Here is a 21,749-nt window from a genome sequence, read left to right on the forward strand (position 1 = left end):
GCTGCCTCCTGGCGGATGATTGCGGGCAAGTGGCGATTGTCGCACGAAGATTAATCGTCGTCGGCTCTTCTGCACGCAGACATTTATGCGGACAATCGTCGCTTTTGCCAACGGGAGTCTTGAATGCCGCAACCGAAAACCCGCTGGGACATCTTTTGCACCGTGGTCGACAACTACGGCGACATCGGGGTGACCTGGCGTCTGGCCCGGCAACTGGTGGCCGAGCATGCATTGGCAGTGCGGCTGTGGGTCGATGATCTGCGCGCGTTCGAACGGATTTGCCCGGAACTCGACATCAATCTCGACGCGCAATGGCAACAGGGCGTTGAAGTCCGGCACTGGCCGGCAGAATGGCCGGAAACGGACGCCGCCGATGTAGTGATCGCCGCGTTCGCCTGCCAGTTGCCGGGTGCCTACATGGACGCCATGGCCGAGCGGGGAAAGCCGCCATTGTGGATGAACCTCGACTATCTCAGCGCCGAAGACTGGGTGGCCGGCTGCCACGGCCTGCCTTCGGTGAAGTACAAGTCCGTGCAGAAGATCTTTTTCTTCCCGGGATTCCAGGCGGGCACTGGCGGGTTATTGCGTGAAAGCGGATTGCTTGAGCGACGTCAGCGGTTTCAGCAGGATCCCGAGGCGCAGCGACAATTCCTGCAGGCGTTGGGTGTGGTTCCGGCGCCCGATGCGCAACTGATTTCGCTGTTCGCCTACGAGAATGCCGGGCTCGCCAGTTGGCTGGATGTACTCACGGCCGATTCGACGCCCACTCATCTGCTGGTGCCGGAAGGGCGGATTCTCGGTGATGTCGCACGTTGGCTCGGCGTCGACTCGCTGGCTGTCGGCGCTGTGCATGTCGATCGATCGCTGACCGTGCAGGTGCTGCCGTTCGTCCGTCAGGATCAATACGATCAACTGCTGTGGTGCTGCGATTTCAACGCGGTGCGCGGCGAAGACTCGTTCATCCGGGCGCAGTGGGCAGGTCGGCCGATGCTGTGGCACATCTATCAGCAGGACGAAGATATCCATCTGGACAAGCTCGATGCCTTCCTCGCGCTCTATGGAAAAGGCCTTTCGACGGAAGCTGCCGAGGCGATGAACGGTCTCTGGCGAGCCTGGAGTGCCGGGCAGCCTATCGGCAAGCACTGGCTTGAGGCCCGTAAATACTGGCCCGAACTGCAAAAAAATGCCGAAGCATGGTGTCTGGAACAGGCCTTGCAGGCCGATCTTGCGACGGCGCTGGTACAGTTTTACCGAAATTGGATATGATACGCGGCCTAGATTTTTGTAAATCCCATCCAAATTCGGATATTCGCAATGAAAACTGGTAAAGAACTCAAACCCGGTACCGTGATCCGTATCGACAACGATCCTTGGCTGGTTCAGAAAGCTGAATTCACCAAATCGGGCCGTAACAGCGCGATCATGAAGACCAAGCTGAAGAACCTGCTGACCGGTTACAAGACCGAAACCGTTTACGGTGCGGACGACAAGCTGGACGACGTGATCCTGGACCGCAAAGAAGCGACCCTGTCCTTCATCAGCGGCGACACCTACACGTTCATGGACACCAGCGACTACACCATGTACGAGCTGAACGCCGAAGACATCGAAAGCGTTCTGCCTTTCGTTGAAGAAGGCATGACCGACGTTTGCGAAGCCGTGTTCTTCGAAGAGCGTCTGGTTTCCGTAGAACTGCCGACCACCATCGTGCGCGTAGTTGACTACACCGAAGGTTCGGCTCGTGGCGACACTTCCGGCAAAGTCATGAAGCCAGCCAAGCTGAGCAACGGTACTGAGTTGCAGGTTGCCGACTTCATCGAAATCGGTGACAAGATCGAGATCGATACCCGCGAAGGCGGTTCCTACAAAGGCCGTGCCAAATAAGCACTGGTTTTTGCGGAAAGAAAAAGCCCGACCATTGAGTCGGGCTTTTTTGTGCCTGATGAAAATTACTGCTTCAGGTGTTGTTTCAGTTCTTCCGAGGCCTGCAACATCGCCGAGCGCACCGCCGGCACCTGGCTGACCACGTTGAGCAAACCGTAGTCGTGGATCATGCCGTTGTAGCGCACCGAGGTCACCGGCACGCCGGCTTCGTCGAGTTTGCGGGCGTAGGCTTCACCTTCGTCACGCAACACGTCGGCCCCCGCAGTCTGGACCAGTGCGGGCGGCAGACCTTTCAATTGCGCGGTCGTGGCCCGCAGCGGCGAGGCGTAGATCTCGTTACGCTGGTTGGCGTCGGTGGTGTAGTTGTCCCAGAACCACTTCATCATGTTGCGGGTGAGGAAGTGCCCCTCGGCATATTGGTTATACGAGCCGGTATCGAAACTGGCATCGGTCACCGGCCACAACAGCACCTGGAACTTGATCGCTGGCGTGCCTTTGTCCTTGGCCATCAAGGCGACGACTGCCGCCATGTTGCCGCCGACACTGTTGCCCGCCACCGCCAGACGCTTGCCGTCGACGTTGATCTCTTTGCCGTGTTCGGCTACCCATTTGGTTGCCGCGTAAGCCTGGTTGATCGCCACCGGGTAATGCGCTTCCGGCGAAGGGGTGTAGTTGACGAACACCGCCGCGGCCCCCGAGCCGACCACCAGATCCCGCACAAGACGTTCGTGGGTCGGGAAATCTCCCAGCACCCAGCCGCCGCCGTGGAAGAACATGAACACCGGCAACTCGCCCTTGACCCCGGCCGGCCGGACGATGGTCAGGCTCAACGGTTGGCCATCGACCTGGATGGTCTTCTCGCTGACGTCTGCCTTGGGCAGCGTCAGTTTGACCCCCGACTGAGCGCCCGTCAGCACGGCGCGGGCATCCTTGGGCGTCAGTTGTTCCATCGGTTTGCCGGTGCCGGCGTTCAGCACATCGAGGAACGCCTGAGTGTTGTGCTCGACGTCACCGGCGAATGCGCTGTGAACGGACAGGGCGAGAAGGGTACCGGTCAAGACTTTGCTGAAAGTGTTCATGTTTATTTCCTGTTCGGGCCTGGGTGTCAGTGATTACACGGTGACGTGCAGGCGCACATCGACATTGCCACGGGTGGCGTTGGAGTACGGGCAGACCTGGTGGGCGGCGTCGACCAGGCTTTGTGCGTCAGCCTGTTCCAGGCCCGGCAGGTTGATGTGCAGGTCGATGTCCAGACCGAAACCACCAGGAATCTGACCGATGCCGACGTGAGCGGTGATCGAGGCGTCGTCCGGGATTTTGCGTTTGGTCTGGCTGGCAACGAATTTCAGCGCGCCGATGAAGCAGGCCGAGTAGCCGGCAGCGAACAGTTGCTCAGGGTTGGTGGCTGCGCCGCCGGCACCGCCGAGTTCTTTCGGGGTGGCCAGTTTGACGTCGAGGATGTTGTCGCTGGAGATCGCACGACCGTCACGGCCGCCAGTGGAGGTTGCGATTGCGGTGTAGAGAGTTTGCATGGTGTGAGCCTCATTGAGTGTGATTTATTGCGCTAATTGTTTGCGCGCTAACTAGGTGCGAAGTAAATGTACTTCGCGAATATTTAGCGCGCAAGATAAATTTTTGAAAAATGATGAAGCCGAGACATGGATCAGGCTGAGAAGAGATCTCAACTCTTTGATATGAAAGGTTTTTACGAAGGGAAAACGAGAGAGAAAAAATTTTGCGGGAGAGGGGGAAAGCAGAGAAAGGCGCGATTTCCCTGTAGGTGCGAGGTCGCTCCTACAGGGAAAGGGGGAGGCTTAAGTGAGGCTGTCCTGCAAATGACCGCGCAAGGCCTGCAACTCGGCTTGCAGGTTTTGCAGGCGCTCCAGCGTGAAGCCACTGGCCCCCAGAATGCATTGCGGAACGGTTCGGGCCTTGTCTTTCAAGGCGCGGCCCTGTGCGGTCAATTCGACGATCACCACCCGTTCATCCTCGCGGCTTCGAGTTCGGCTCAGCAAACCTTCACCTTCCAGGCGCTTGAGCAGCGGGGTCAGCGAACCCGGATCGGTCAGCAGGCGCGTGCTGATTTCTCCGACGGTCAAACCATCCTTCTCCCACAGCACCATCATCGCCAGGTACTGCGGATAGGTCAGGCCAAGTGCTTGCAGCAGCGGTTTGTAGACCTTGGTCATCATCAGCGAAGTGGAATGCAGGGCGAAGCAGGCCTGATTGTCGAGCAGCAGCTCTTCGCAGTGGTCAGTGGTGTCGCGGGTGGTGGTCATGTCGGTGCCTTGAACAGTGATGCAGATGAATCTAGCGCTCGAATCTTTAATGCGCCAGACAATTGTGCCCGGTGGCGAATCGGTCAGTGCCGGCCCAGTTCCCGTTGCAGTGCCAGATCCCACGGTGGCACGGGGCTGAAGCGGGTCTTGAGGTATTCCAGCAGCAGGCGGCTGCGGGAGCTGGCCTGCTGTTCCAGTCGCAGCGCATAGATACCGGTGCTCTCCGGTTTTGGCAGGCCGTTTTCACAGAACAGCGGCAGCAGTTCGCCGCGCAGCAAGTATTCGCTGGCCAGCCAGGTCGGCAGATGCGCGATCCCGAGGCCCGCAAGTGCACCGCACACCAGAGCCTCGGCGTTGTTGGCGCTCATGCGGACCCGCGCCGGGCGGTGCAACTGCATCTGCCCGTCCTGTTCGAATCGCCAGGCGAAGGGCGGGGCGAGGCCGTCCCAATCGAGGCCGTCATGTTCACCCAGTTGTGCCGGCTCGCTCGGCACACCCCGACGCTTGAGATAGTCGGGGCTGGCGCAAGCGATGCGTACCATGCTCGCCAGCGGTGTGGCGACCAGTCGGGTATCGGCCATTTGCCCGGCGCGCAACACCAGATCGACCTTGCCCAGGTTCGAGCCGTCCATGTCGACGAAGCTGTCGATTAGATGCAGCTGCACGTCCAGCCCCGGATACAGCACCAGAAAATCGGCAATCACCGGCGCCAGATGCCGACGCCCGAACGCTGCCGGCGCATCCACCCGGATCAAGCCTTCCGGCGCGCTGCTCAGGGAAACGGCTTCAGCGCGGGCCAGTTGCAACTCGGCAACGATCCGCCGCGCCCGTTCGGCAAACGCCAGACCGGCCGGTGTGGCGCGCACCGCATGAGTGCTGCGGATGAACAACTGGCTGCCGACAGCGCTTTCCAGGCTGTCGATACGCCGGGCGACGGCTGATGGCGTCAGCGGATGCCGGCGCGAGGCGGCGGAAAAACTGCCACTCTCCAGCACATCGAGAAACAGCCCGAGTTGTTCGGTCAATTGATTGGGATTCATGAATCAGCTCAGTGCCTATGCGAATTTGGCACAGCCATTGTGCGTTGCTGTGCGTTTCCGTGCCAGCGCCGACTGCGTAGGATGAATCCCCTGACGTATGAGGAATTCTGCTGTGATCGAGTTTTTGCTGTACCTGTTGTTTGGCGCCGCCCTCGGCACCCTGGGTGGGATATTCGGAATCGGCGGCGGCTTGATCGCCATTCCGCTGTTGGGCGTGTGGTTCGGGCTCGATCAGCAGATCGCCCAAGGCACGGCGCTGGTGATGGTGGTGCCGAACGTGATGCTGGCGCTGTGGCGTTATCACCAGCGCAATCGCATCGAACTCAGGCACGCGTTGCCGCTGGCAGTGATGGGGTTCTGCTTTGCATGGATCGGCTCGATCTGGGCCGTGGGCATCGACGCGCAAACCATGCGCATCGGTTTTGTCGCGTTCCTTGTGGCATTGTCAGCGTACAACCTCGTGCGCATGTTCGGCGCGCGTCCGGCGGCGACTTCCGAGATGCGTTATTCATGGCCGTGGCTGGGCGTGCTCGGCGCGGCGTCGGGCACTATGGGCGGCCTGTTCGGTGTCGGTGGGGCAGTGGTGGCGACGCCGGTGCTGACCAGCCTGTTCGGCACCACTCAGGTGGTCGCTCAAGGCCTGTCGCTGGCGCTGGCATTGCCGAGCACCGGTGTCACGCTGGTGACGTACGCGGTGCACCACGAAGTGGACTGGATGATCGGCCTGCCGCTGGCCATCGGCGGTCTGGCCAGCATCAGTTGGGGCGTGAAGGTGGCCCACGCGATGCCGGAAAAACTCCTGCGTGGGCTGTTCTGCGGGTTCCTGGTGCTGTGTGCGGTGATGCTCGCCTTTAAAGTTTGAAACCTTCGACGATGTGCTCGGCCAGGCATTCGGTGATCGGCGACGGATTGTTCAGATTGCGGATCAGCATGATGCTGGCCTCGGGCAACAGCGGCAGATCTTCGGCGGCACCGAGAATTCGCAAGTCCGGGGTGATCAGGCTTTCCAGTTGCGCGGTGATCGCCAGACCCGCGCTCACCACCGCCATCAACGCCGACAGGCTGGTGCTGTTGTAGGCAATCCGGTATTCACGGCCCATGGCGTCCAGCGCATTGCAGGCCCACAGGCGGCAGAAGCAATCACTGTTGAACATCGCCAGCGGCAACGGCGTCTGCTCGTGGGCGCTGAAATTCTGCGCCTCGGCCCAGACGAAACGCTCCTTGCGCAGCAACTGGCCAATCTCGTTGCCCGGCTCGCGGGTGACGATCGACAGATCCAGGTCCGTGCGCTGCAGCAACTGTTTGGTCGACTCGCAATGCACTTCGATCTGGATCAGTGGATAGAACTGGGCAAAGCGCGACAGGATCCCCGGCAGAAACCGCATTACGTAATCGTCCGGCGTACCGATCCGCACCGTGCCGACCATGTGTGGTTCGCGCAGGGTGTTGAAGACTTCGCTGTGCAATTTCAGGATGCGCCGCGCGTAGCCGAGCAACACCTGGCCTTCGGCGGTGAGGCGCACCTGACGCCCGTCGCGCTCGAACAACTGGCGCTGCAACACGTCCTCTTCCAGACGCTTCATCTGCATGCTCACCGCCGACTGAGTGCGGTTGACCATTTCGCCGGCGCGGGTAAAACCGCCCTGATCGGCAATTGCGACAAAGGTACGCAGGACATCGGTATCGATACTGGGGTACGCCGACAATTGATGAATCTCCGTGATGCTTGCCATCAGAAACATTCGTTGGATTGATCGTAGCCCCGGCGCGAGACTTGAGCCATCCCTAAAGGAGGGCAACACGATGAAAGGTCAAAAACTGTATGTGAGCGATGAAAGAGTGCCGGTCCATCTGATTTCCGATCTGCTGCACAAGTTTAGCCGCTGGTACGAACTTCACCGCGAACGCGAGCTGCTCGCCAGTCTGAGCGACGAAGCGTTGAAGGACATCGGGGTCAGCCGTGCCGATGTCGAGCACGAAGCGATTCGGCCGTTCTGGGACGATCCGATGCATAAATGATGAGGCCATCGCTACACAAACCACTTTCAGGTGAGGTAGGTTGCGAGCAGACATGGAGGTACACATGCCCGCGACATTGTCCTTTTCCCTTAAACAGGCTCGACGTCTGGCACTGGCTGCCCAAGGGTTTCACGGGCGCCAGCCGCCGGCTGTCAAGGCGATGCACGTCAACCGGCTGATCGAACGTCTCGGCCTGTTGCAGATCGACTCCGTCAACGCCGTGGTGCGCTCGCACTACCTGCCGCTGTTTTCCCGTCTCGGTTCCTATTCTGCTGACTTGCTCGACCAGGCTGCCTGGAGTTCGGGGCGACGTCGTTCGCTGTTCGAATACTGGGGCCATGAAGCGTCATTGCTGCCGCTGTCGATGTACCCATTGATGGGCTGGCGCATGCAGCGAGCCAAGCGGGGCGAAGATATCTATCAGCAACTGGCGCGTTTCGGCCGTGAGCAACAGGACACCATTCGCCGGGTGCTGGCGTCGGTCGAAGAGCAGGGCGCACTCGGCGCCGGCAGCCTGTCGACCCGCGAGGAAAAGGCCGGGCCCTGGTGGGACTGGAGTGCGGAAAAACATGCGCTGGAATGGTTGTTTGCCGCCGGCGAAGTCACCGTGGCCGGGCGGCGCGGCTTCGAAAGGCTGTATGACCTGCCGGAACGAGTGATTCCGGCGTCCGTGCTGCAACAGCCATTGCCCGATGAGGCCGAGGCGCAGCGCGGTTTGCTGCTGCACGCGGCTGAGGCGTTGGGCGTAGGCACGGAAAAAGACCTGCGCGATTACTTCCGCCTGAACCCTGCCGATGCCCGACCGCGCCTGGCGGAGCTGGTCGAGGCCGGGCAACTGCTGACCTGCGAAGTTGCTAGCTGGCGGCAGATTGCCTACTGCCTGCCCGAACCGAAAGTCCCGCGCAAAGTCGAGGCCAGCGCATTGCTGTCGCCGTTCGATTCGTTGATCTGGGAACGCAGTCGCACCGAGCGGCTATTCGACTTCCGCTATCGGCTGGAGATTTATACGCCGCAGGACAAGCGGGTCTACGGCTATTACGTGCTGCCGTTCCTGCACAACGAACGGATTGCTGCGCGGGTTGATCTGCGCGCCGAGCGGGCGGCGGGGCGATTGGCGGTGCACGCGGTGCACGAGGAAGAGCCGGGGCTGGATGAGGCGGGGATGCTGGCGTTGGCGGGGAATTTGCGGCGGATGGCGGATTGGTTGGGGCTGGAGCAGGTGCTGCTCAATTGCCAGCGCGAAAGTGCCGGGCGGTTGCGGGTGGCGTTGGCTCAAGTCGAAAACGACCGAGCCAACGTCATCGCGGTTTAGCGTTTGACCTGTTTCAGCGTCTCGGCAATCAGAAACGCCAGTTCCAGCGACTGATCGGCGTTCATCCGTGGGTCGCAATGGGTGTGATAGCGATCCGACAAACCATCTTCAGTGATCGGCCGCGCACCACCGATGCATTCGGTGACGTTCTGCCCGGTCATTTCGATGTGGATGCCGCCAGCGTAGCTGCCTTCCGCTTCGTGAACCTGGAAGAACTGCTTCACCTCGCCAAGGATCTGCGCGAAGTCGCGGGTCTTGTAGCCGCTGCTGGCCTTGATGGTGTTGCCGTGCATCGGGTCGGAACTCCACAGCACCTGCTTGCCTTCACGCTGCACCGCGCGGATCAGCGCCGGCAGGTGATCGCCGACCTTGTTCGCGCCCATCCGCGCGATCAGGTTGAGGCGGCCCGGATCGTTGTCCGGGTTGAGCACATCGATCAAGCGGATCAGGTCGTCGGGGTTCATGCTCGGGCCGACTTTGACACCGATCGGGTTGTTCACGCCGCGCAGGAATTCGACGTGGGCGCCGTCGAGCTGACGAGTGCGGTCGCCGATCCACAGCATGTGCGCCGAGCAATCGTAGTAATCGTTGGTCAGGCTGTCGCGGCGCACGAAGGCTTCTTCGTAGTTCAGCAGCAGCGCTTCGTGGGCCGTGAAGAAACTGGTCTCGCGCAGTTGCGGCGAGCTGTCCATGCCGCAGGCGCGCATGAACGCCAGGGTTTCATCGATGCGGTCGGCGAGGTGGCTGTACTTCTCCGCCAGCGCCGAGTTGGCGATGAAATCGAGGTTCCACTTGTGCACCTGATGCAGGTCGGCAAAACCGCCCTGGGCGAAGGCGCGCAACAGGTTGAGGGTGGCGGTGGACTGGTGATAGGACTGCAGCAGACGCTCCGGATCCGGCACGCGGCTGGCCGAGTCGAAGCCGATGCCGTTGACGATGTCGCCACGGTAGGCCGGCAGGGTCACGCCGTCGATGGTCTCGTCGTTGGCCGAGCGCGGCTTGGCGAACTGGCCGGCCATGCGCCCGACTTTCACCACCGGGCAACCGGCGGCGAAGGTCATGACGATCGCCATTTGCAACAGCACTTTAAAAGTGTCACGAATCTTCGCGGCGGAGAACTCGGCGAAGCTTTCCGCGCAGTCGCCGCCCTGCAGCAGGAACGCCCGGCCCTGGGTGACTTCGGCAAACTGACGACGCAGCTCCCGCGCTTCACCGGCAAACACCAGCGGCGGATAGCTGGCTAGCGTCTGCTCGACCTGGCGCAGGTGCGCGGCGTCGGGGTATTGGGGTTGTTGCTGGATCGGCAAGGCGCGCCAGCTGTCAGGGCTCCAGGGTTGGCTCATCACGGTCTCTATGGTTCTACGCACGGACGGCCATGTTAGCAGCAATTAGTGCGTGACCTGCTCCCGCCGCATCGCCGACAATCGCCGCTTTGCCACGGCGCCACAGCGGTGCCATCGCGTCACCGCGCCCGGTGACCACCAGGAGACGAAATGACTGAGGAGCGCGTCGAGCTGTTGCTCGCCGAGGTACAGGATGAGTTCGGCGTGATTCGCGTGCTGGAGGTGGCCGACTACCGCTTTCTGGAGTTCGGCGACGCCATCGAGCAAAGCTGCGTGTTTACCGCCGACCCGAGCTGGCTGGAGTACGACTACACCCGGGCGATGCTGATTGGCGCGTTGTGCCATGAGCAACCGGAGAGTGCACTGTTTCTCGGCCTTGGCGCTGGCACGCTGACCCAGGCCTGCCTCAAGTTCCTGCCGCTGGAAGATGTCGAAGCCATCGAGTTGCGCCCGGATGTGCCGCGTCTGGCCATCGAATACCTCGGTCTCGATGACGATCCGCGGCTGTATATCCGCGTTGGCGATGCAATCGAACTGCTGCCGACGGCCGAACCGGCGGATCTGATTTTCGTCGACCTCTACACCGATGTCGGCCCCGGTGCCGCGCACCTTGCGTGGAATTTCCTCGGTGACTGTCAGAAACGTCTGAATCCCGGCGGCTGGCTGGTGATCAACCAGTGGGCCACCGATGACGGCAAGCCTCTGGGGGCGGCGCTGTTGCGCGGGCTCTATCACCGGCATTACTGGGAACTGCCGGTGAAGGAGGGCAACGTGATTCTGATCGTGCCGGCGGATCTCGATCAGGTGCTGGACATGCAGGCGCTCACCGCCCGGGCTGAAGCGCTCGCGCCGAAGCTGGGGTACTCGTTGCAATCGTTGATCAAGGCTATTCGCCCGGCGACCTGAGCCTCAAATGCCTTTGAAGACCCCCGGTCTGCGCTCCACCAGCGAGCGCACGCCCTCCTTGGCATCCTCACTGGCCAGCAATTTCTTCACCAGCGGCGGCAAGCTCTGCGCCGCTGCAGTCTCGCCTTCATAGCGCGCCTGGCGTGCCGACATCAGCGTCGCCTGCACGCCCAGTGGCGCCTGTCGGGCGATCCGTTCGGCCAGTTCGATGGCGCGTGGCAGCAAGTCTTCGCTGGCCATGACTTCCTGCACCAGGCCCAGGCGCAACGCATCATGGGCATCGAACTCGTCGCCGGTCAGCAGCCAGCGCATGGCATTGCCCCAGCCGGCTATCTGATGAAAGCGCAACGTCGCACCGCCGAACGGAAAGATCCCGCGCTGCACTTCCATCTGCGCGAATCGGGTGTTGCTGGCGCACAGGTTGATGTCGGCGGCGAGCATCAGCTCGATACCGATGGTCAGGCAATAGCCTTGCGCGGCGACGATCACCGGTTTGCTGACCCGTGGCCCGACAAATACGCCCCACGGATCGCAACCGCCGGGCGGCACCTGCCAGCCCTGGGCGAGGGCGGAACTGGCGTTGACCAGATCGAGCCCGGCGGTGAAATGCTCACCATGCCCGAACACCACGGCCACCCGCGCGTCGCTGTCGGCCTCGAATTCACCGTAGGCCAGGGCCAGGTCATTGAGCAAATCCAGATCGAAAGCATTGCGCTTGGCTGCACGGTCCAGGCCAATCAAATGGACGTGACCGTGGCGCGCACGGCTGACGCGGCCGGGGCAGGGCTGATTCATGGGTGTTTCCTCGGACGGGAAGAAAGGGTGCAGCGACCAGATGCCGCACGTCGGTGAATCGTTTAAGCGCCATCGCCCGCAGGGCCGGGGTCTTTGAAAAATAGACCTTTGCCCGATTATCCGCAAAACCCCGTTACACAGCGGTGACAACTGTATTTCACCGATAAAAAAAGCTCCCTTTTTTGGCAAATTCCGGTATAGTGCGCGCCGGCCTTTAACCGGGCCGCGTTTAGGTAGCGCAATTCCCCGAAGTCAGCTTCGGCTGCACGTCCGCACTGCGGGCTCTTCCTTGACGATTCTTTTTCATTCATTCGTTTTCGCAAATCCCCGCCGACAAAGCTGCCAGGGCGACTCTTGAGTCTCAACACGGCATGTGCAGCTTTGGAGCATGGGTCTTTGCGGATGCACTTAGAGGCAGACCCATGACCCAGGAAATCGGCGGCTTCGCCGCTCTTGAACTTCATCCCAATATTGTCGCTGCAGTAGTCGCTACCGGCTATGAAGAGCCTTCGGCCATTCAGCAGCAGTCGATCCCGATCATCCTCGCCGGTCACGATATGATTGGTCAGGCGCAAACCGGTACCGGTAAAACCGCTGCCTTTGCCCTGCCTATCCTGCACCGCATTGATCCGTCCAAGCGCGAGCCGCAAGCTCTGATCCTGGCCCCAACTCGTGAGTTGGCGCTACAAGTTGCAACCGCTTTCGAAACCTACGCCAAGCAAATGCCGGGCGTAACTGTTGTGGCTGTCTACGGCGGCGCGCCGATGGGCCCACAATTGAAAGCAATCCGTAATGGCGCACAGATCGTTGTCGCCACTCCGGGCCGTCTGTGCGACCACCTGCGTCGCGACGAAAAAGTGCTGCAGACCGTGAACCACCTGGTTCTCGACGAAGCAGACGAAATGCTCAAACTGGGCTTCATGGACGACCTCGAAGTCATCTTCAAGGCCATGCCGGAAACCCGTCAGACCGTATTGTTCTCGGCTACCCTGCCGCAATCGATCCGTGCCATCGCCGAGCGTCACCTGCGCGATCCAAAGCACGTGAAGATCCAGAGCAAGACCCAGACCGTTACCGCGATCGAACAGGCTCACCTGTTGGTTCACGCTGACCAGAAGACCTCTGCCGTTCTCAGCTTGCTGGAAGTGGAAGATTTCGACGCTCTGATCATGTTCGTGCGCACCAAGCAAGCGACCCTCGATCTGGCCAGCGCCCTTGACGCTAAAGGCTACAAAGCCGCAGCGTTGAACGGCGACATCGCCCAGAACCAGCGTGAGCGCGTCATCGACTCGCTGAAAGATGGCCGTCTGGACATCGTTGTGGCGACCGACGTAGCCGCCCGTGGTCTGGACGTACCGCGCATCACCCACGTATTCAACGTGGACATGCCGTACGATCCGGAATCCTACGTGCACCGTATCGGCCGTACCGGCCGTGCCGGTCGCGAAGGCCGCGCGCTGCTGCTGGTGACTCCACGTGAGCGCCGCATGCTGCAAGTGATCGAGCGTGTAACCGGTCAGAAAGTTGCCGAAGTGCGTCTGCCGGACGCCCAGGCCGTTCTCGATGCCCGCATCAAGAAACTGACCAACAGCCTGTCGCCGCTGGTGGCTGACGCCGAATCGACTCACGGTGATCTGCTGGATCGCCTGACCGCCGACATCGGTTGCACCCCACGTGCCCTGGCTGCTGCTCTGCTGCGCAAGGCCACCAATGGTCAGGCGCTGAACCTGGCAGCGATCGAGAAGGAACGTCCACTGGTGCCGAACAGCGCTCCACGTGGCGACCGTCCTGAGCGTTCCGGTGATCGTCCGGACCGTGGTGATCGCGAGCGTCGTGCTCCGATGCCACTGGGCGAAGGCCGTGCCCGTTGCCGTACCGCGCTGGGCGCGCGTGACGGTATCGCGGCGAAAAACCTGCTGGGCGCCATCCTCAACGAAGGTGGTCTGGCACGTGAAGCCATCGGTCGCATCCAGGTGCGTGACAGCTTCAGCCTCGTCGAGCTGCCGGAAGATGGTCTGGACAAACTCCTGACCAAGCTGAAGGACACTCGCGTTGCCGGTAAGCAGTTGAAGCTGCGTCGCTACCGCGAAGATTGATCCGCCCTTGGGCTGATTGATCGAACATAAAAAATCCCCGACTGGTTCGGGGATTTTTTTTGCCTGCGATTTGAGGTGGGAACGAACTCGTCAGCCGAAGCGGTAGATGTCCATGCCCAGCGCGCCCATGGTGAACCCTTGGTGCGCAATGCTGAACTCACCGCCGGCGCCGCGAGCGAAGTACAGCGGCAACAGATGCTCGTCGCTCGGATGGCTGCGCACGGCGTTTGGCGCTTGCTGGCGGTAATCGTGCAGGGCGGCTTCATCATTGGCCGCGAGCTTGTCGATTATCCAGTCACGGAAGTCCCGGGCCCACGGCTCGACGCTTTCCGGGCCGGCATGCCAGTCCAGTTCACGCAAGTTATGGGTGATGCTGCCGGATCCGATCAGCAGAATGCCCTGGCCGCGCAGGCTGGCCAGCGCCTGGCCGACGCGGGTCTGCAACGCCGGGCCACCACGGCTGGGCAGGGAAACCTGAACTACCGGGATGTCGGCTTGCGGATACATCAGCGACAGCGGCACCCACACGCCATGGTCGAACGGTCGTTGCGGGTCGAGACGCGCGGGCAGGTTGTTGGCGGTCAGCCGTTCGGCGACCTCTTGCGCCAATTGCGGATTGCCCGGTGCGGGGTATTGCACTTCAAACAATGCACGGGGGAAGCCGCCGAAATCGTGCCAGGTTTCCGGTTGCGGATGGCTGCTGACCAGCAGCTCATGGCTTTCCCAGTGGGCGGAAACGATGACGATGGCTTTCGGGCGTGGCAGTTCGGCGGCCAGGCGCGCCAGGGCCGGGCCGCTGGCGCCGGGTTCCAGCGCGAGCATGGGCGAGCCGTGAGAGATAAACAGGCTGGGAAGCATGGAAGGGTTCCTGAGCGTTAAGATGGTTCATCTTCAGTCAGTTCATTGATCTAATTCCAATATAAGTTTTAACGCTTTTTGATCGAATTCTTAGGAGGAAGCATGCAGCCGGAGTTTTGGCACAAGAAGTGGGAATCGAACCAGATCGGCTTTCACCAACCCGAGGTGAACCCGTATTTGCAACGGCATTGGCCCGATCTGGCCATCCCGGCGCAGGCGCGTGTGCTGGTGCCGTTGTGCGGGAAAAGCCTGGATCTGTTGTGGCTGGCCGGTCGTGGGCATCGGGTTCTCGGCGTCGAGCTGTCGCAGAGGGCTGTCGAAGACTTCTTCCGTGAACAGCAATTGCAGCCGCAGATCAGCGAAGAGGGCGGCTTCAAGGTTTATCGGGCCGGGGCGATCGAGTTGTGGTGCGGGGATTTCTTCGCCTTGTCCGCGAGCGATGTGGCCGATTGCACGGCACTGTATGACCGCGCGGCGCTGATCGCCTTGCCGCCACCGATGCGTGAGCGCTACGCGACGCACTTGCAGAATATCTTGCCGGCAGGCGTACGCGGTTTGCTGATCACGCTGGATTATGATCAGGCGCAAATGCCCGGGCCGCCGTTTGCGGTGGAAGATGCCGAGGTGCAGCGTCTGTTCGGTGGCGGCTGGCAGGTGCAGGTGCAGGCGCTGGAAGAACAGGACGTGTTGAGCGAAAGCGGGAAGTTCCTGCAGGCGGGAGTGACGCGCCTGGAAGAGCGGGTGTACCGGCTGACTGGCCAGTAACAGGCACAAAAAAGGCCCGCATCACTGCGGGCCTTTTTTTAGCCGGGCTGATCAGCCGCGACGACGCAGGGCGTCGATACGCTCTTCCAGCGGCGGGTGGCTCATGAACATGCGGGCGAACCCTTGTTTGATGCCACCGTTGATGCCGAAGGCATTCAGGGTGTCAGGCATGTGCACTGGCAGTCCCTGCTCGGCGCGCAGGCGTTGCAGGGCGCCGATCATCGCGCTGGTACCGGCCAGACGGGCGCCGGCTTCGTCGGCACGGAACTCCCGTTTGCGCGAGAACCACATCACGATCGCGCTGGCCAGGATGCCCAGAACCAGTTCGGCAAAGATGGTCGCGATGTAATACGCGATGCCCTGGCCTTCCTCGTTCTTGAAGATCACCTTGTCAACGAAGTTGCCGATGATCCGCGCGAAGAACATCACGAAGGTGTTCACCACGCCCTGGACCAGTGCCAGGGTGACCATGTCACCGTTGGCCACGTGGCCGATCTCGTGGGCCAGAACGGCTTTCACTTCATCCGGAGAGAAACGCTCCAGCAAGCCCTGGCTGACCGCGACCAGCGCGTCGTTCTTGTTCCAGCCGGTGGCGAAGGCGTTCGCTTCGTAGGCCGGGAAAATCCCGACTTCGGGCATCTTGATCCCGGCTTCGCGGGACAGTTGCTCGACGGTTTGCATCAGCCATTGCTCGTGGCGGGTGCGCGGCTGGGTGATGATCTGGGTGCTCGTGCTCATCTTCGCCATCCACTTGGAGATGAACAGCGAGAACAGCGAACCGGCGAAACCAAAGACGGCACAGAAGACCAGCAGCTGACTGAGGTTGAGGTCAACCCCGTTGGCCGCCATGAACCCGTTGAAGCCGAACAGGCTCAGGGTGATGCTGGCTATCAGCACGACCGCCAGGTTAGTGGCCAAAAACAGCAGGATGCGCATCATGGTTGTAGAAATCTCCTCAAGCTAAAGATGTAGCGTACTGCGGGGTATATAAGGTGCGGCACCGGGCGATTCAACCGAGTGACTATTTCAAACTGTGTCCTACATCGGATTCTCCGGTGTGCGGGACAATTCCCACCCCTGAAGACGACAAGGATGACAGCCGCGCGCCACCCACCGGCATTGCATCAGGCGCATGTGATCGGTACGAATCGACAGTGTAGAAGGCGTACGGAAGGGGGCGGGGCAGAAGTGTTGCTGAATCAGACAGTGCGCAACGAAAGGCTCGTTGCGCACGGATCGCCGGTTACTGGCGGTAGGACTTGAGGAAGTTGCCGATGCGCCCGATGGCCATGTCCAGGTCATCGACACGCGGCAGGGTCACGACACGGAAGTGATCCGGCCACGGCCAGTTGAAGGCCGTGCCCTGAACCACCAGCAGCTTCTCGGACAGCAGCAGGTCGAGGACGAATTTCTCGTCGTTGTGGATCGGGCAGATCTTCGGGTCGATCTTCGGGAAGGCATACAGGGCGCCCATCGGCTTCACGCAGCTCACGCCGGGAATGTCGTTGAGCAATTCCCAGGTGCGGTTGCGCTGTTCCAACAGGCGACCTTGCGGCAAGACCAGGTCGTTGATGCTCTGATAGCCGCCGAGGGCGGTCTGGATCGCGTGCTGGCTCGGCACGTTGGCACACAGGCGCATGTTGGCCAGCATGTCGATGCCTTCGATGTAGCTGTGGGCGTTGTGTTTCGGCCCGGAAATGGCGATCCAGCCGGAACGGAAACCCGCCACGCGATACGACTTCGACAGACCGTTGAAGGTCAGGCACAGCAGGTCCGGCGCCAGCGAAGCGGTGCAGATGTGCACGGCGTCGTCGTAAAGAATCTTGTCGTAGATTTCGTCGGAGAACACCACCAGGTTGTGCTGGCGAGCCAGTTCCAGCATGCCCAGCAACACTTCCTTCGAATACACCGCGCCGGTCGGGTTGTTCGGGTTGATGATCACCATGGCCTTGGTGTTCGGGGTGATCTTGGCCTTCATGTCGGCCAGGTCCGGGAACCAGTCGGCGCCTTCGTCGCACAGGTAGTGCACCGCGTTACCACCGGCCAGGCTTACGGCAGCGGTCCACAGCGGATAGTCCGGCGCCGGCACCAGCACTTCGTCGCCGTTGTTGAGCAGGGCCTGCAACGACATCACGATCAACTCGGATACGCCGTTGCCCAGGTAGATGTCTTCGATGCCGACACCTTCGACCTGTTTCTGCTGGTAGTACTGCATCACGGCCTTGCGCGCGCTGAACAGGCCTTTGGAGTCGCTGTAGCCCTGGGCGGTCGGCAGGTTGCGGATCACATCCTGGAGAATTTCGTCCGGCGCTTCGAAACCAAAGGGCGCCGGGTTGCCGATGTTCAGCTTGAGGATGCGATGGCCTTCCTCTTCCAGGCGTTTGGCGTGCTTGAGCACTGGGCCGCGAATGTCGTAGCAGACGTTGGCGAGCTTGTTCGATTTGCTGAACTGCATGGCGATGTGATCCCGAAAATGAACGATCCAGGCGGCGAATGGACAACCGTGCTGGGAATCCTGCGTCTTCACACAGGCAAGCGTCTTGAGCGGCGGTTTCCAACAATCCGTTTGAATGCGCAGGATCCCGCTGCCAGACTGGCGTGTGACGAGGCGCAATCATACGTGCCGCCCGATCCGTGGAAAAGGTACAGATCGGGCTTTTTCAGCCGCTGAGGTGTGATGATGGAAAAGATAGAAAAGACCCTGGAAGAATGGCGCGCGATGCTCGACCCGGAGCAATACAACGTGTGTCGTCTCAGTGCCACCGAGCGACCGTTCTCGGGCAAATACAACGCCACCAAGACCGACGGTGTCTATCACTGCATCTGCTGCAATGAGCCGTTGTTCGATTCCAAGACCAAATTCGACTCCGGTTGCGGCTGGCCGAGCTTCTACGCGCCGATCGGCGAGAGCGCCATGACTGAAATCCGTGACACCAGCCACGGCATGATCCGCACCGAAGTGAAATGCGCCCGATGCGATGCGCATCTGGGTCACGTGTTCCCCGATGGCCCGCCGCCGACCGGTCTGCGTTACTGCATCAACTCGGTGTGCCTGGACCTGGTGCCGCGCGAATAACCGATGCGGGCGATCCCTGGATCGCCATTCGGATAATTAAATTGCACACAATTCAATTGCTCGCTATTTTTACAGCTTCTCAACTTTCCAGAGTGCGCACCATGAGCGATAACCTGCTGACCATCCCGTGCACCACCATCAAGGGTGAGCAAAAGACCCTGGCCGATTTCGCCGGCAAAGCGGTGCTGGTGGTCAACACTGCCAGCAAGTGCGGCTTCACCCCGCAATACAAGGGCCTTGAGGAGCTGTGGCAGACCTACAAGGATCAGGGGCTGGTGGTGCTGGGCTTTCCGTGCAACCAGTTCGGCAAGCAGGAACCCGGCAACGAGGGTGCGATCAGCGAGTTCTGCGAGCTCAATTACGGCGTCAGCTTCCCGCTGTTCAAGAAGATCGAAGTCAACGGCAACGGTGCGCATCCGCTGTTCGTGCAGTTGAAGAAGCGTGCGCCAGGTGTACTGGGTTCCCAGGGCATCAAGTGGAACTTCACCAAATTCCTGATCGGCAAGGACGGCCAGTTGGTCAAGCGCTTCGCCCCGGCCACCAAGCCGCAGGACCTGAGCCGCGAGATCGAAGCCCTGCTCAAATGAACGATCTGTCAGCCGATGCGCTGAAGCTCGACAGTCAGTTGTGCTTCAAGCTGTACGCCGCGTCCCGGGCCGTGATTCGTGCCTACAAGCCGATGCTCGATCAGCTCGGTCTGACCTACCCGCAATACCTGGCGATGCTGGTGTTGTGGGAATGGCAGGGCGCGGCGCCGGAACAACCGACCGTCAAGGCACTGGGCGAGCGTCTGGCGCTGGATTCCGGGACGCTGACGCCGCTGCTCAAGCGCCTGGAGCAACTGCAACTGGTGCAGCGTCAACGTTCGGCGCGGGACGAGCGTGAGGTTCACCTGAGCCTCACGCCTCAGGGCCAGGCGCTGCGCGAGCAGGTCGGGCCTTTGAAGGACCGCTTGCTGTGCGACAGTGGCGTGGACCTGGATCGTCTCAACGAACTGCGTACCGGGCTTGATCATCTGCTGGGGCAAATCAAAGCGCTGTCGTAGTCGGTATCCACTGATCCAGCAGCGCTGCCAGTTCTTCGCGACGGAACGGTTTGGCCAGGTAGTCACTCATGCCTGCCGCCCGGCAGCGCTCCCGTTCCTCGGACATGGCGTTGGCCGTCAACGCCACGATCGGCAAGTGTGGCCAGCGACCGCTCTGACGGATCTGCCGGCTTGCTTCGTAACCGTCCATCACCGGCATGTTGCAGTCCATCAGCACCAGATCGAACTCATGGTGTTCCAGTTGATCCAGCGCTTCTGCGCCATGGGCCGCCACCACCACCTCGCAGCCGAGTTTGCCGAGCATTCCCTTGGCCACCAGTTGGTTGACCGGGTTGTCCTCCACCAGCAACACCCGCCCGCGACGCTGAGATGGCACGCTTTCAAGACGCGCACGGTCGATGGTGGTGATGTCCGGTTGCAGGGTTCTGCGCAGATTCTGATACAGCGCGTTGCGTGCCAGGGGACGAGCCTGCTGCTGTAGCGGGGCAAGGGCCGCAGCTTCTTCGCCCGGCATGAAACTGCCGTAAGCGGTCACCAGCAGAATCGGTGCGGTCATGGTCGGGCGCAGGCCAAACAGGCATTCGGGGCAATCGGTGATGATGATGTCCGGTGACGGGCCGAGGAGTGACGCTTCAATCGTGCGCTGTTCGTACGACAGACCCCAGACCGGCAACAGACTGCCGAGCAGCTCTGACAGGCCGCTGGCCGCCGTGGTGATGGCGAGCACGCTGCCATGCAGCGGGGCCGGGATGACTGCGCGGGTGTGGCAGGGCAACGGCAGTTCGGCACAGAACTGACTGCCGAAACCGACTTCGGAACTGATCGTCAGGCGCCCCTGCATGGCCTCGCAAAGGTTGTAGGTCAAGGCCAGGCCCAGCCCGGTGCCGCCGTACTGGCGGGTGATACCGGCCCCGGCCTGGGTGAAGGGCTGGAAAATCTTCACCTGGGCTTCCTGGGCGATACCGATGCCGGTATCGCAGACCTCGATGCGCACGCCATCCTTCCAAGTCGACAAACGCACATCGACCCGACCAAAACGGGTGAACTTCAGGGCGTTGGACAGCAGATTACTGACGATCTGCCTGACCCGGGTCGGGTCGCCGAGCACCAGCGCCGGAAAGTGCGGATCGATCAGACACGTCAGCTCCACGCTTGGCGCCGCGTTCTGCGACAGCAGGTTGGCGGTGTCTTCGATCAACGAGCCGAGGTCGAACGGGATGTGTTCGAGTTCCAGTTGCCCGGCATCGAATTTCGACAGGTCGAGAATATCGTTGAGCAACTCCACCAGCACTTTGCCCGAGTCGTGGGCAATGGACAGTTGTTGCTGCTGTTCGCCATTGAGCGGGCCGTCGAGGGACAGCGCGATCATGCCCAGCAGGCCGTTGAGCGGGGTGCGGATCTCGTGGCTCATGTTGGCAAGGAACGCCGAGCGGGCCTCTGCCATGTCCAGTGCGGTGCTGCGGGCGACCTCCAGTTCCTCGTTGGACTGGCTGAGGCGGGCGTTGATCGCTTTGAGTTCGGCGGTGCGTGCCGACACGATGTCTTCGAGTTGAGCGAGGTAGTCGGTGAGACGGTTTTCCGCGGTGCGCCGTTGCTGGATTTCCGTGGCGATGTTCTCGAACTGCTGGTTGGCGACCTTCACCAGCACGCCGATCTCATCGTTGGCGTGTCCACTCGGACATTCAAGCGTGGTCGGTTCGGCACTGCGCGGATCGCGCCCGCTGAGTTCACGGATCACCCGCACCAGCGGCTTGGTCAGCATCACGTAGAACAGTGCCAGCAGGATGCCGGTCAGGATCAGGCTGCGGGCAAAACCGTTGAGCAGCGTGACTTCGGCCCGACGCAGGAAGCGGCTGCCGAAGGCATAGGTGTCGACTTCCAGGCTCAGGGTGCCGAGGGATTCGTTGGGCAAATGGTCGAGATAGAGCCGATCTTCGAACTCGCGTTTGGCGCCGAACAGAAAGTCGCTGATCAACCGATAGCCGCTTTGCAGCTCCGGGCGCTTCACGCTGGCCAGAACCGTCTGATTGTTGTCGGTCAGTTGTGCGGAAATGATGGCCGGCGAGCGCAGCAGGCCCAGCGTGAGTTCCTGGGCCAGCTCGGCATCGATGTTATAGGCGATACGCGAGGCCGGGTTATGGCTGATTTCCAGCAAAGACAGGATTTCACGGTTGATGGACGCGTCTTCACTGGCATAATCGATGCCGATTTGCAGCAGGCTGAGCAGCGTGCCCAGAATGAACCCGACCAGCACGGTAAGCCGGGCCTGTTTGTATGACAGCCGGTGGGTGAATTTGATATCCATGGGGTGTTGAACCACTTCCGTTTCCC

22 protein-coding genes are annotated in these 21,749 nt (G+C 61.1%); 11 read left to right on the forward strand and 11 right to left on the reverse strand.

The features are described from left to right. The first annotated feature begins 123 nt into the window (after positions 1-123). Together earP and AC07N4_RS26480 are read left to right on the forward strand one after the other, a co-directional pair. Positions 124-1,266, forward strand: a complete 1,143-nt coding sequence (gene earP / locus AC07N4_RS26475) for an elongation factor P maturation arginine rhamnosyltransferase EarP (RefSeq protein WP_493066390.1) — start codon at positions 124-126, stop codon at positions 1,264-1,266. Positions 1,267-1,314: 48 nt separating this feature from the next. Continuing rightward, entirely contained in the window at positions 1,315-1,884 is a 570-nt protein-coding gene (locus tag AC07N4_RS26480) for an elongation factor P (RefSeq protein WP_096821070.1), read from the forward strand. Between the two features lie 65 nt (positions 1,885-1,949). On the opposite strand, the gene AC07N4_RS26485 is transcribed toward AC07N4_RS26480, so the two are convergent. The 4 genes from AC07N4_RS26485 to AC07N4_RS26500 all read right to left on the reverse strand — a co-directional run bounded on the left by AC07N4_RS26485 (position 1,950) and on the right by AC07N4_RS26500 (position 5,203). Next, positions 1,950-2,963, reverse strand: a complete 1,014-nt coding sequence (locus tag AC07N4_RS26485; RefSeq protein WP_096821071.1) for an alpha/beta hydrolase — start codon at positions 2,961-2,963, stop codon at positions 1,950-1,952. 33 nt (positions 2,964-2,996) lie between these two features. Beyond that, positions 2,997-3,416: an organic hydroperoxide resistance protein gene (locus AC07N4_RS26490; RefSeq protein ID WP_041069547.1), complete on the reverse strand. Its 420-nt coding sequence runs from the start codon at positions 3,414-3,416 to the stop codon at positions 2,997-2,999. Positions 3,417-3,698: 282 nt separating this feature from the next. Continuing rightward, positions 3,699-4,163 (reverse strand): MarR family winged helix-turn-helix transcriptional regulator, encoded by a 465-nt coding sequence (locus tag AC07N4_RS26495; RefSeq protein WP_102620446.1) that lies wholly within the window; start codon positions 4,161-4,163, stop codon positions 3,699-3,701. 83 nt (positions 4,164-4,246) lie between these two features. After that, positions 4,247-5,203 carry a LysR family transcriptional regulator gene (locus AC07N4_RS26500; RefSeq protein WP_096821073.1) on the reverse strand — a complete coding sequence of 319 codons (957 nt, stop codon included), beginning with the start codon at positions 5,201-5,203 and terminating at the stop codon, positions 4,247-4,249. A gap of 112 nt (positions 5,204-5,315) precedes the next feature. On the opposite strand from AC07N4_RS26500, the gene AC07N4_RS26505 reads away from it, so the two are divergent. Beyond that, the gene (locus AC07N4_RS26505; protein ID WP_085744971.1) at positions 5,316-6,065 is read left to right on the forward strand and encodes a sulfite exporter TauE/SafE family protein; all 750 of its coding nucleotides are present in this window, start codon (positions 5,316-5,318) and stop codon (positions 6,063-6,065) included. Here the strand turns inward: AC07N4_RS26505 and AC07N4_RS26510 are convergent. Further along, positions 6,055-6,909 carry a LysR substrate-binding domain-containing protein gene (locus tag AC07N4_RS26510; protein WP_007955701.1) on the reverse strand — a complete coding sequence of 285 codons (855 nt, stop codon included), beginning with the start codon at positions 6,907-6,909 and terminating at the stop codon, positions 6,055-6,057. The genes AC07N4_RS26505 and AC07N4_RS26510 overlap by 11 nt on opposite strands. A 97-nt stretch (positions 6,910-7,006) precedes the next feature. On the opposite strand from AC07N4_RS26510, the gene AC07N4_RS26515 reads away from it, so the two are divergent. Continuing rightward, complete coding sequence (locus AC07N4_RS26515; protein ID WP_085607148.1) at positions 7,007-7,222, forward strand: DUF1127 domain-containing protein; 216 nt, start codon at positions 7,007-7,009, stop codon at positions 7,220-7,222. A 64-nt stretch (positions 7,223-7,286) separates the two neighbouring features. Then, on the forward strand, positions 7,287-8,534 hold the full coding sequence (locus tag AC07N4_RS26520; RefSeq protein WP_493066391.1) for a winged helix-turn-helix domain-containing protein: 1,248 nt from the start codon (positions 7,287-7,289) through the stop codon (positions 8,532-8,534). Here AC07N4_RS26520 and AC07N4_RS26525 read toward each other — a convergent pair. Continuing rightward, a complete protein-coding gene (locus AC07N4_RS26525; protein WP_007955704.1) occupies positions 8,531-9,877 on the reverse strand; it encodes a class II 3-deoxy-7-phosphoheptulonate synthase in 1,347 nt (448 codons plus the stop codon). The genes AC07N4_RS26520 and AC07N4_RS26525 overlap by 4 nt on opposite strands. 150 nt (positions 9,878-10,027) lie before the next feature. Here AC07N4_RS26525 and AC07N4_RS26530 point away from each other — a divergent pair, with 150 nt between their 5' ends. Beyond that, positions 10,028-10,783 carry a spermidine synthase gene (locus tag AC07N4_RS26530; protein ID WP_096821076.1) on the forward strand — a complete coding sequence of 252 codons (756 nt, stop codon included), beginning with the start codon at positions 10,028-10,030 and terminating at the stop codon, positions 10,781-10,783. Positions 10,784-10,786: 3 nt separating this feature from the next. Here AC07N4_RS26530 and AC07N4_RS26535 read toward each other — a convergent pair whose 3' ends face one another. Next, positions 10,787-11,578, reverse strand: coding sequence for a crotonase/enoyl-CoA hydratase family protein (locus tag AC07N4_RS26535; RefSeq protein ID WP_096821077.1), 792 nt, complete (start codon positions 11,576-11,578; stop codon positions 10,787-10,789). A gap of 422 nt (positions 11,579-12,000) precedes the next feature. On the opposite strand from AC07N4_RS26535, the gene AC07N4_RS26540 reads away from it, so the two are divergent. Continuing rightward, positions 12,001-13,674 carry a DEAD/DEAH box helicase gene (locus AC07N4_RS26540; RefSeq protein WP_007955707.1) on the forward strand — a complete coding sequence of 558 codons (1,674 nt, stop codon included), beginning with the start codon at positions 12,001-12,003 and terminating at the stop codon, positions 13,672-13,674. Between the two features lie 90 nt (positions 13,675-13,764). Here AC07N4_RS26540 and AC07N4_RS26545 read toward each other — a convergent pair whose 3' ends face one another. Further along, on the reverse strand, positions 13,765-14,532 hold the full coding sequence (locus AC07N4_RS26545; protein ID WP_493066392.1) for a DODA-type extradiol aromatic ring-opening family dioxygenase: 768 nt from the start codon (positions 14,530-14,532) through the stop codon (positions 13,765-13,767). Positions 14,533-14,634: 102 nt separating this feature from the next. On the opposite strand from AC07N4_RS26545, the gene AC07N4_RS26550 reads away from it, so the two are divergent. Further along, positions 14,635-15,297: a thiopurine S-methyltransferase gene (locus tag AC07N4_RS26550; RefSeq protein ID WP_493066393.1), complete on the forward strand. Its 663-nt coding sequence runs from the start codon at positions 14,635-14,637 to the stop codon at positions 15,295-15,297. Between the two features lie 51 nt (positions 15,298-15,348). Here the strand turns inward: AC07N4_RS26550 and htpX are convergent, their stop codons facing one another. Further along, on the reverse strand, positions 15,349-16,236 hold the full coding sequence (gene htpX / locus AC07N4_RS26555; RefSeq protein ID WP_102620441.1) for a protease HtpX: 888 nt from the start codon (positions 16,234-16,236) through the stop codon (positions 15,349-15,351). A 304-nt stretch (positions 16,237-16,540) separates the two neighbouring features. Continuing rightward, on the reverse strand, positions 16,541-17,752 hold the full coding sequence (locus tag AC07N4_RS26560) for a pyridoxal phosphate-dependent aminotransferase (RefSeq protein ID WP_085710751.1): 1,212 nt from the start codon (positions 17,750-17,752) through the stop codon (positions 16,541-16,543). Positions 17,753-17,977: 225 nt separating this feature from the next. On the opposite strand from AC07N4_RS26560, the gene msrB reads away from it, so the two are divergent. From msrB to AC07N4_RS26575, 3 genes are all read left to right on the forward strand, one after another. After that, entirely contained in the window at positions 17,978-18,373 is a 396-nt protein-coding gene (gene msrB / locus AC07N4_RS26565; RefSeq protein WP_096821149.1) for a peptide-methionine (R)-S-oxide reductase MsrB, read from the forward strand. Positions 18,374-18,474: 101 nt separating this feature from the next. Beyond that, positions 18,475-18,960, forward strand: coding sequence for a glutathione peroxidase (locus AC07N4_RS26570; RefSeq protein WP_085730592.1), 486 nt, complete (start codon positions 18,475-18,477; stop codon positions 18,958-18,960). Then, positions 18,957-19,418 carry a MarR family winged helix-turn-helix transcriptional regulator gene (locus AC07N4_RS26575; RefSeq protein WP_096821081.1) on the forward strand — a complete coding sequence of 154 codons (462 nt, stop codon included), beginning with the start codon at positions 18,957-18,959 and terminating at the stop codon, positions 19,416-19,418. Before AC07N4_RS26570 ends, AC07N4_RS26575 begins: the two co-directional genes overlap by 4 nt. Here AC07N4_RS26575 and AC07N4_RS26580 read toward each other — a convergent pair. Next, positions 19,402-21,723 carry a hybrid sensor histidine kinase/response regulator gene (locus AC07N4_RS26580; protein WP_096821082.1) on the reverse strand — a complete coding sequence of 774 codons (2,322 nt, stop codon included), beginning with the start codon at positions 21,721-21,723 and terminating at the stop codon, positions 19,402-19,404. The genes AC07N4_RS26575 and AC07N4_RS26580 overlap by 17 nt on opposite strands. Positions 21,724-21,749 lie beyond the last annotated feature (26 nt).

It is taken from the genome of Pseudomonas sp. GW821-FHT09E04 (assembly GCF_059416185.1).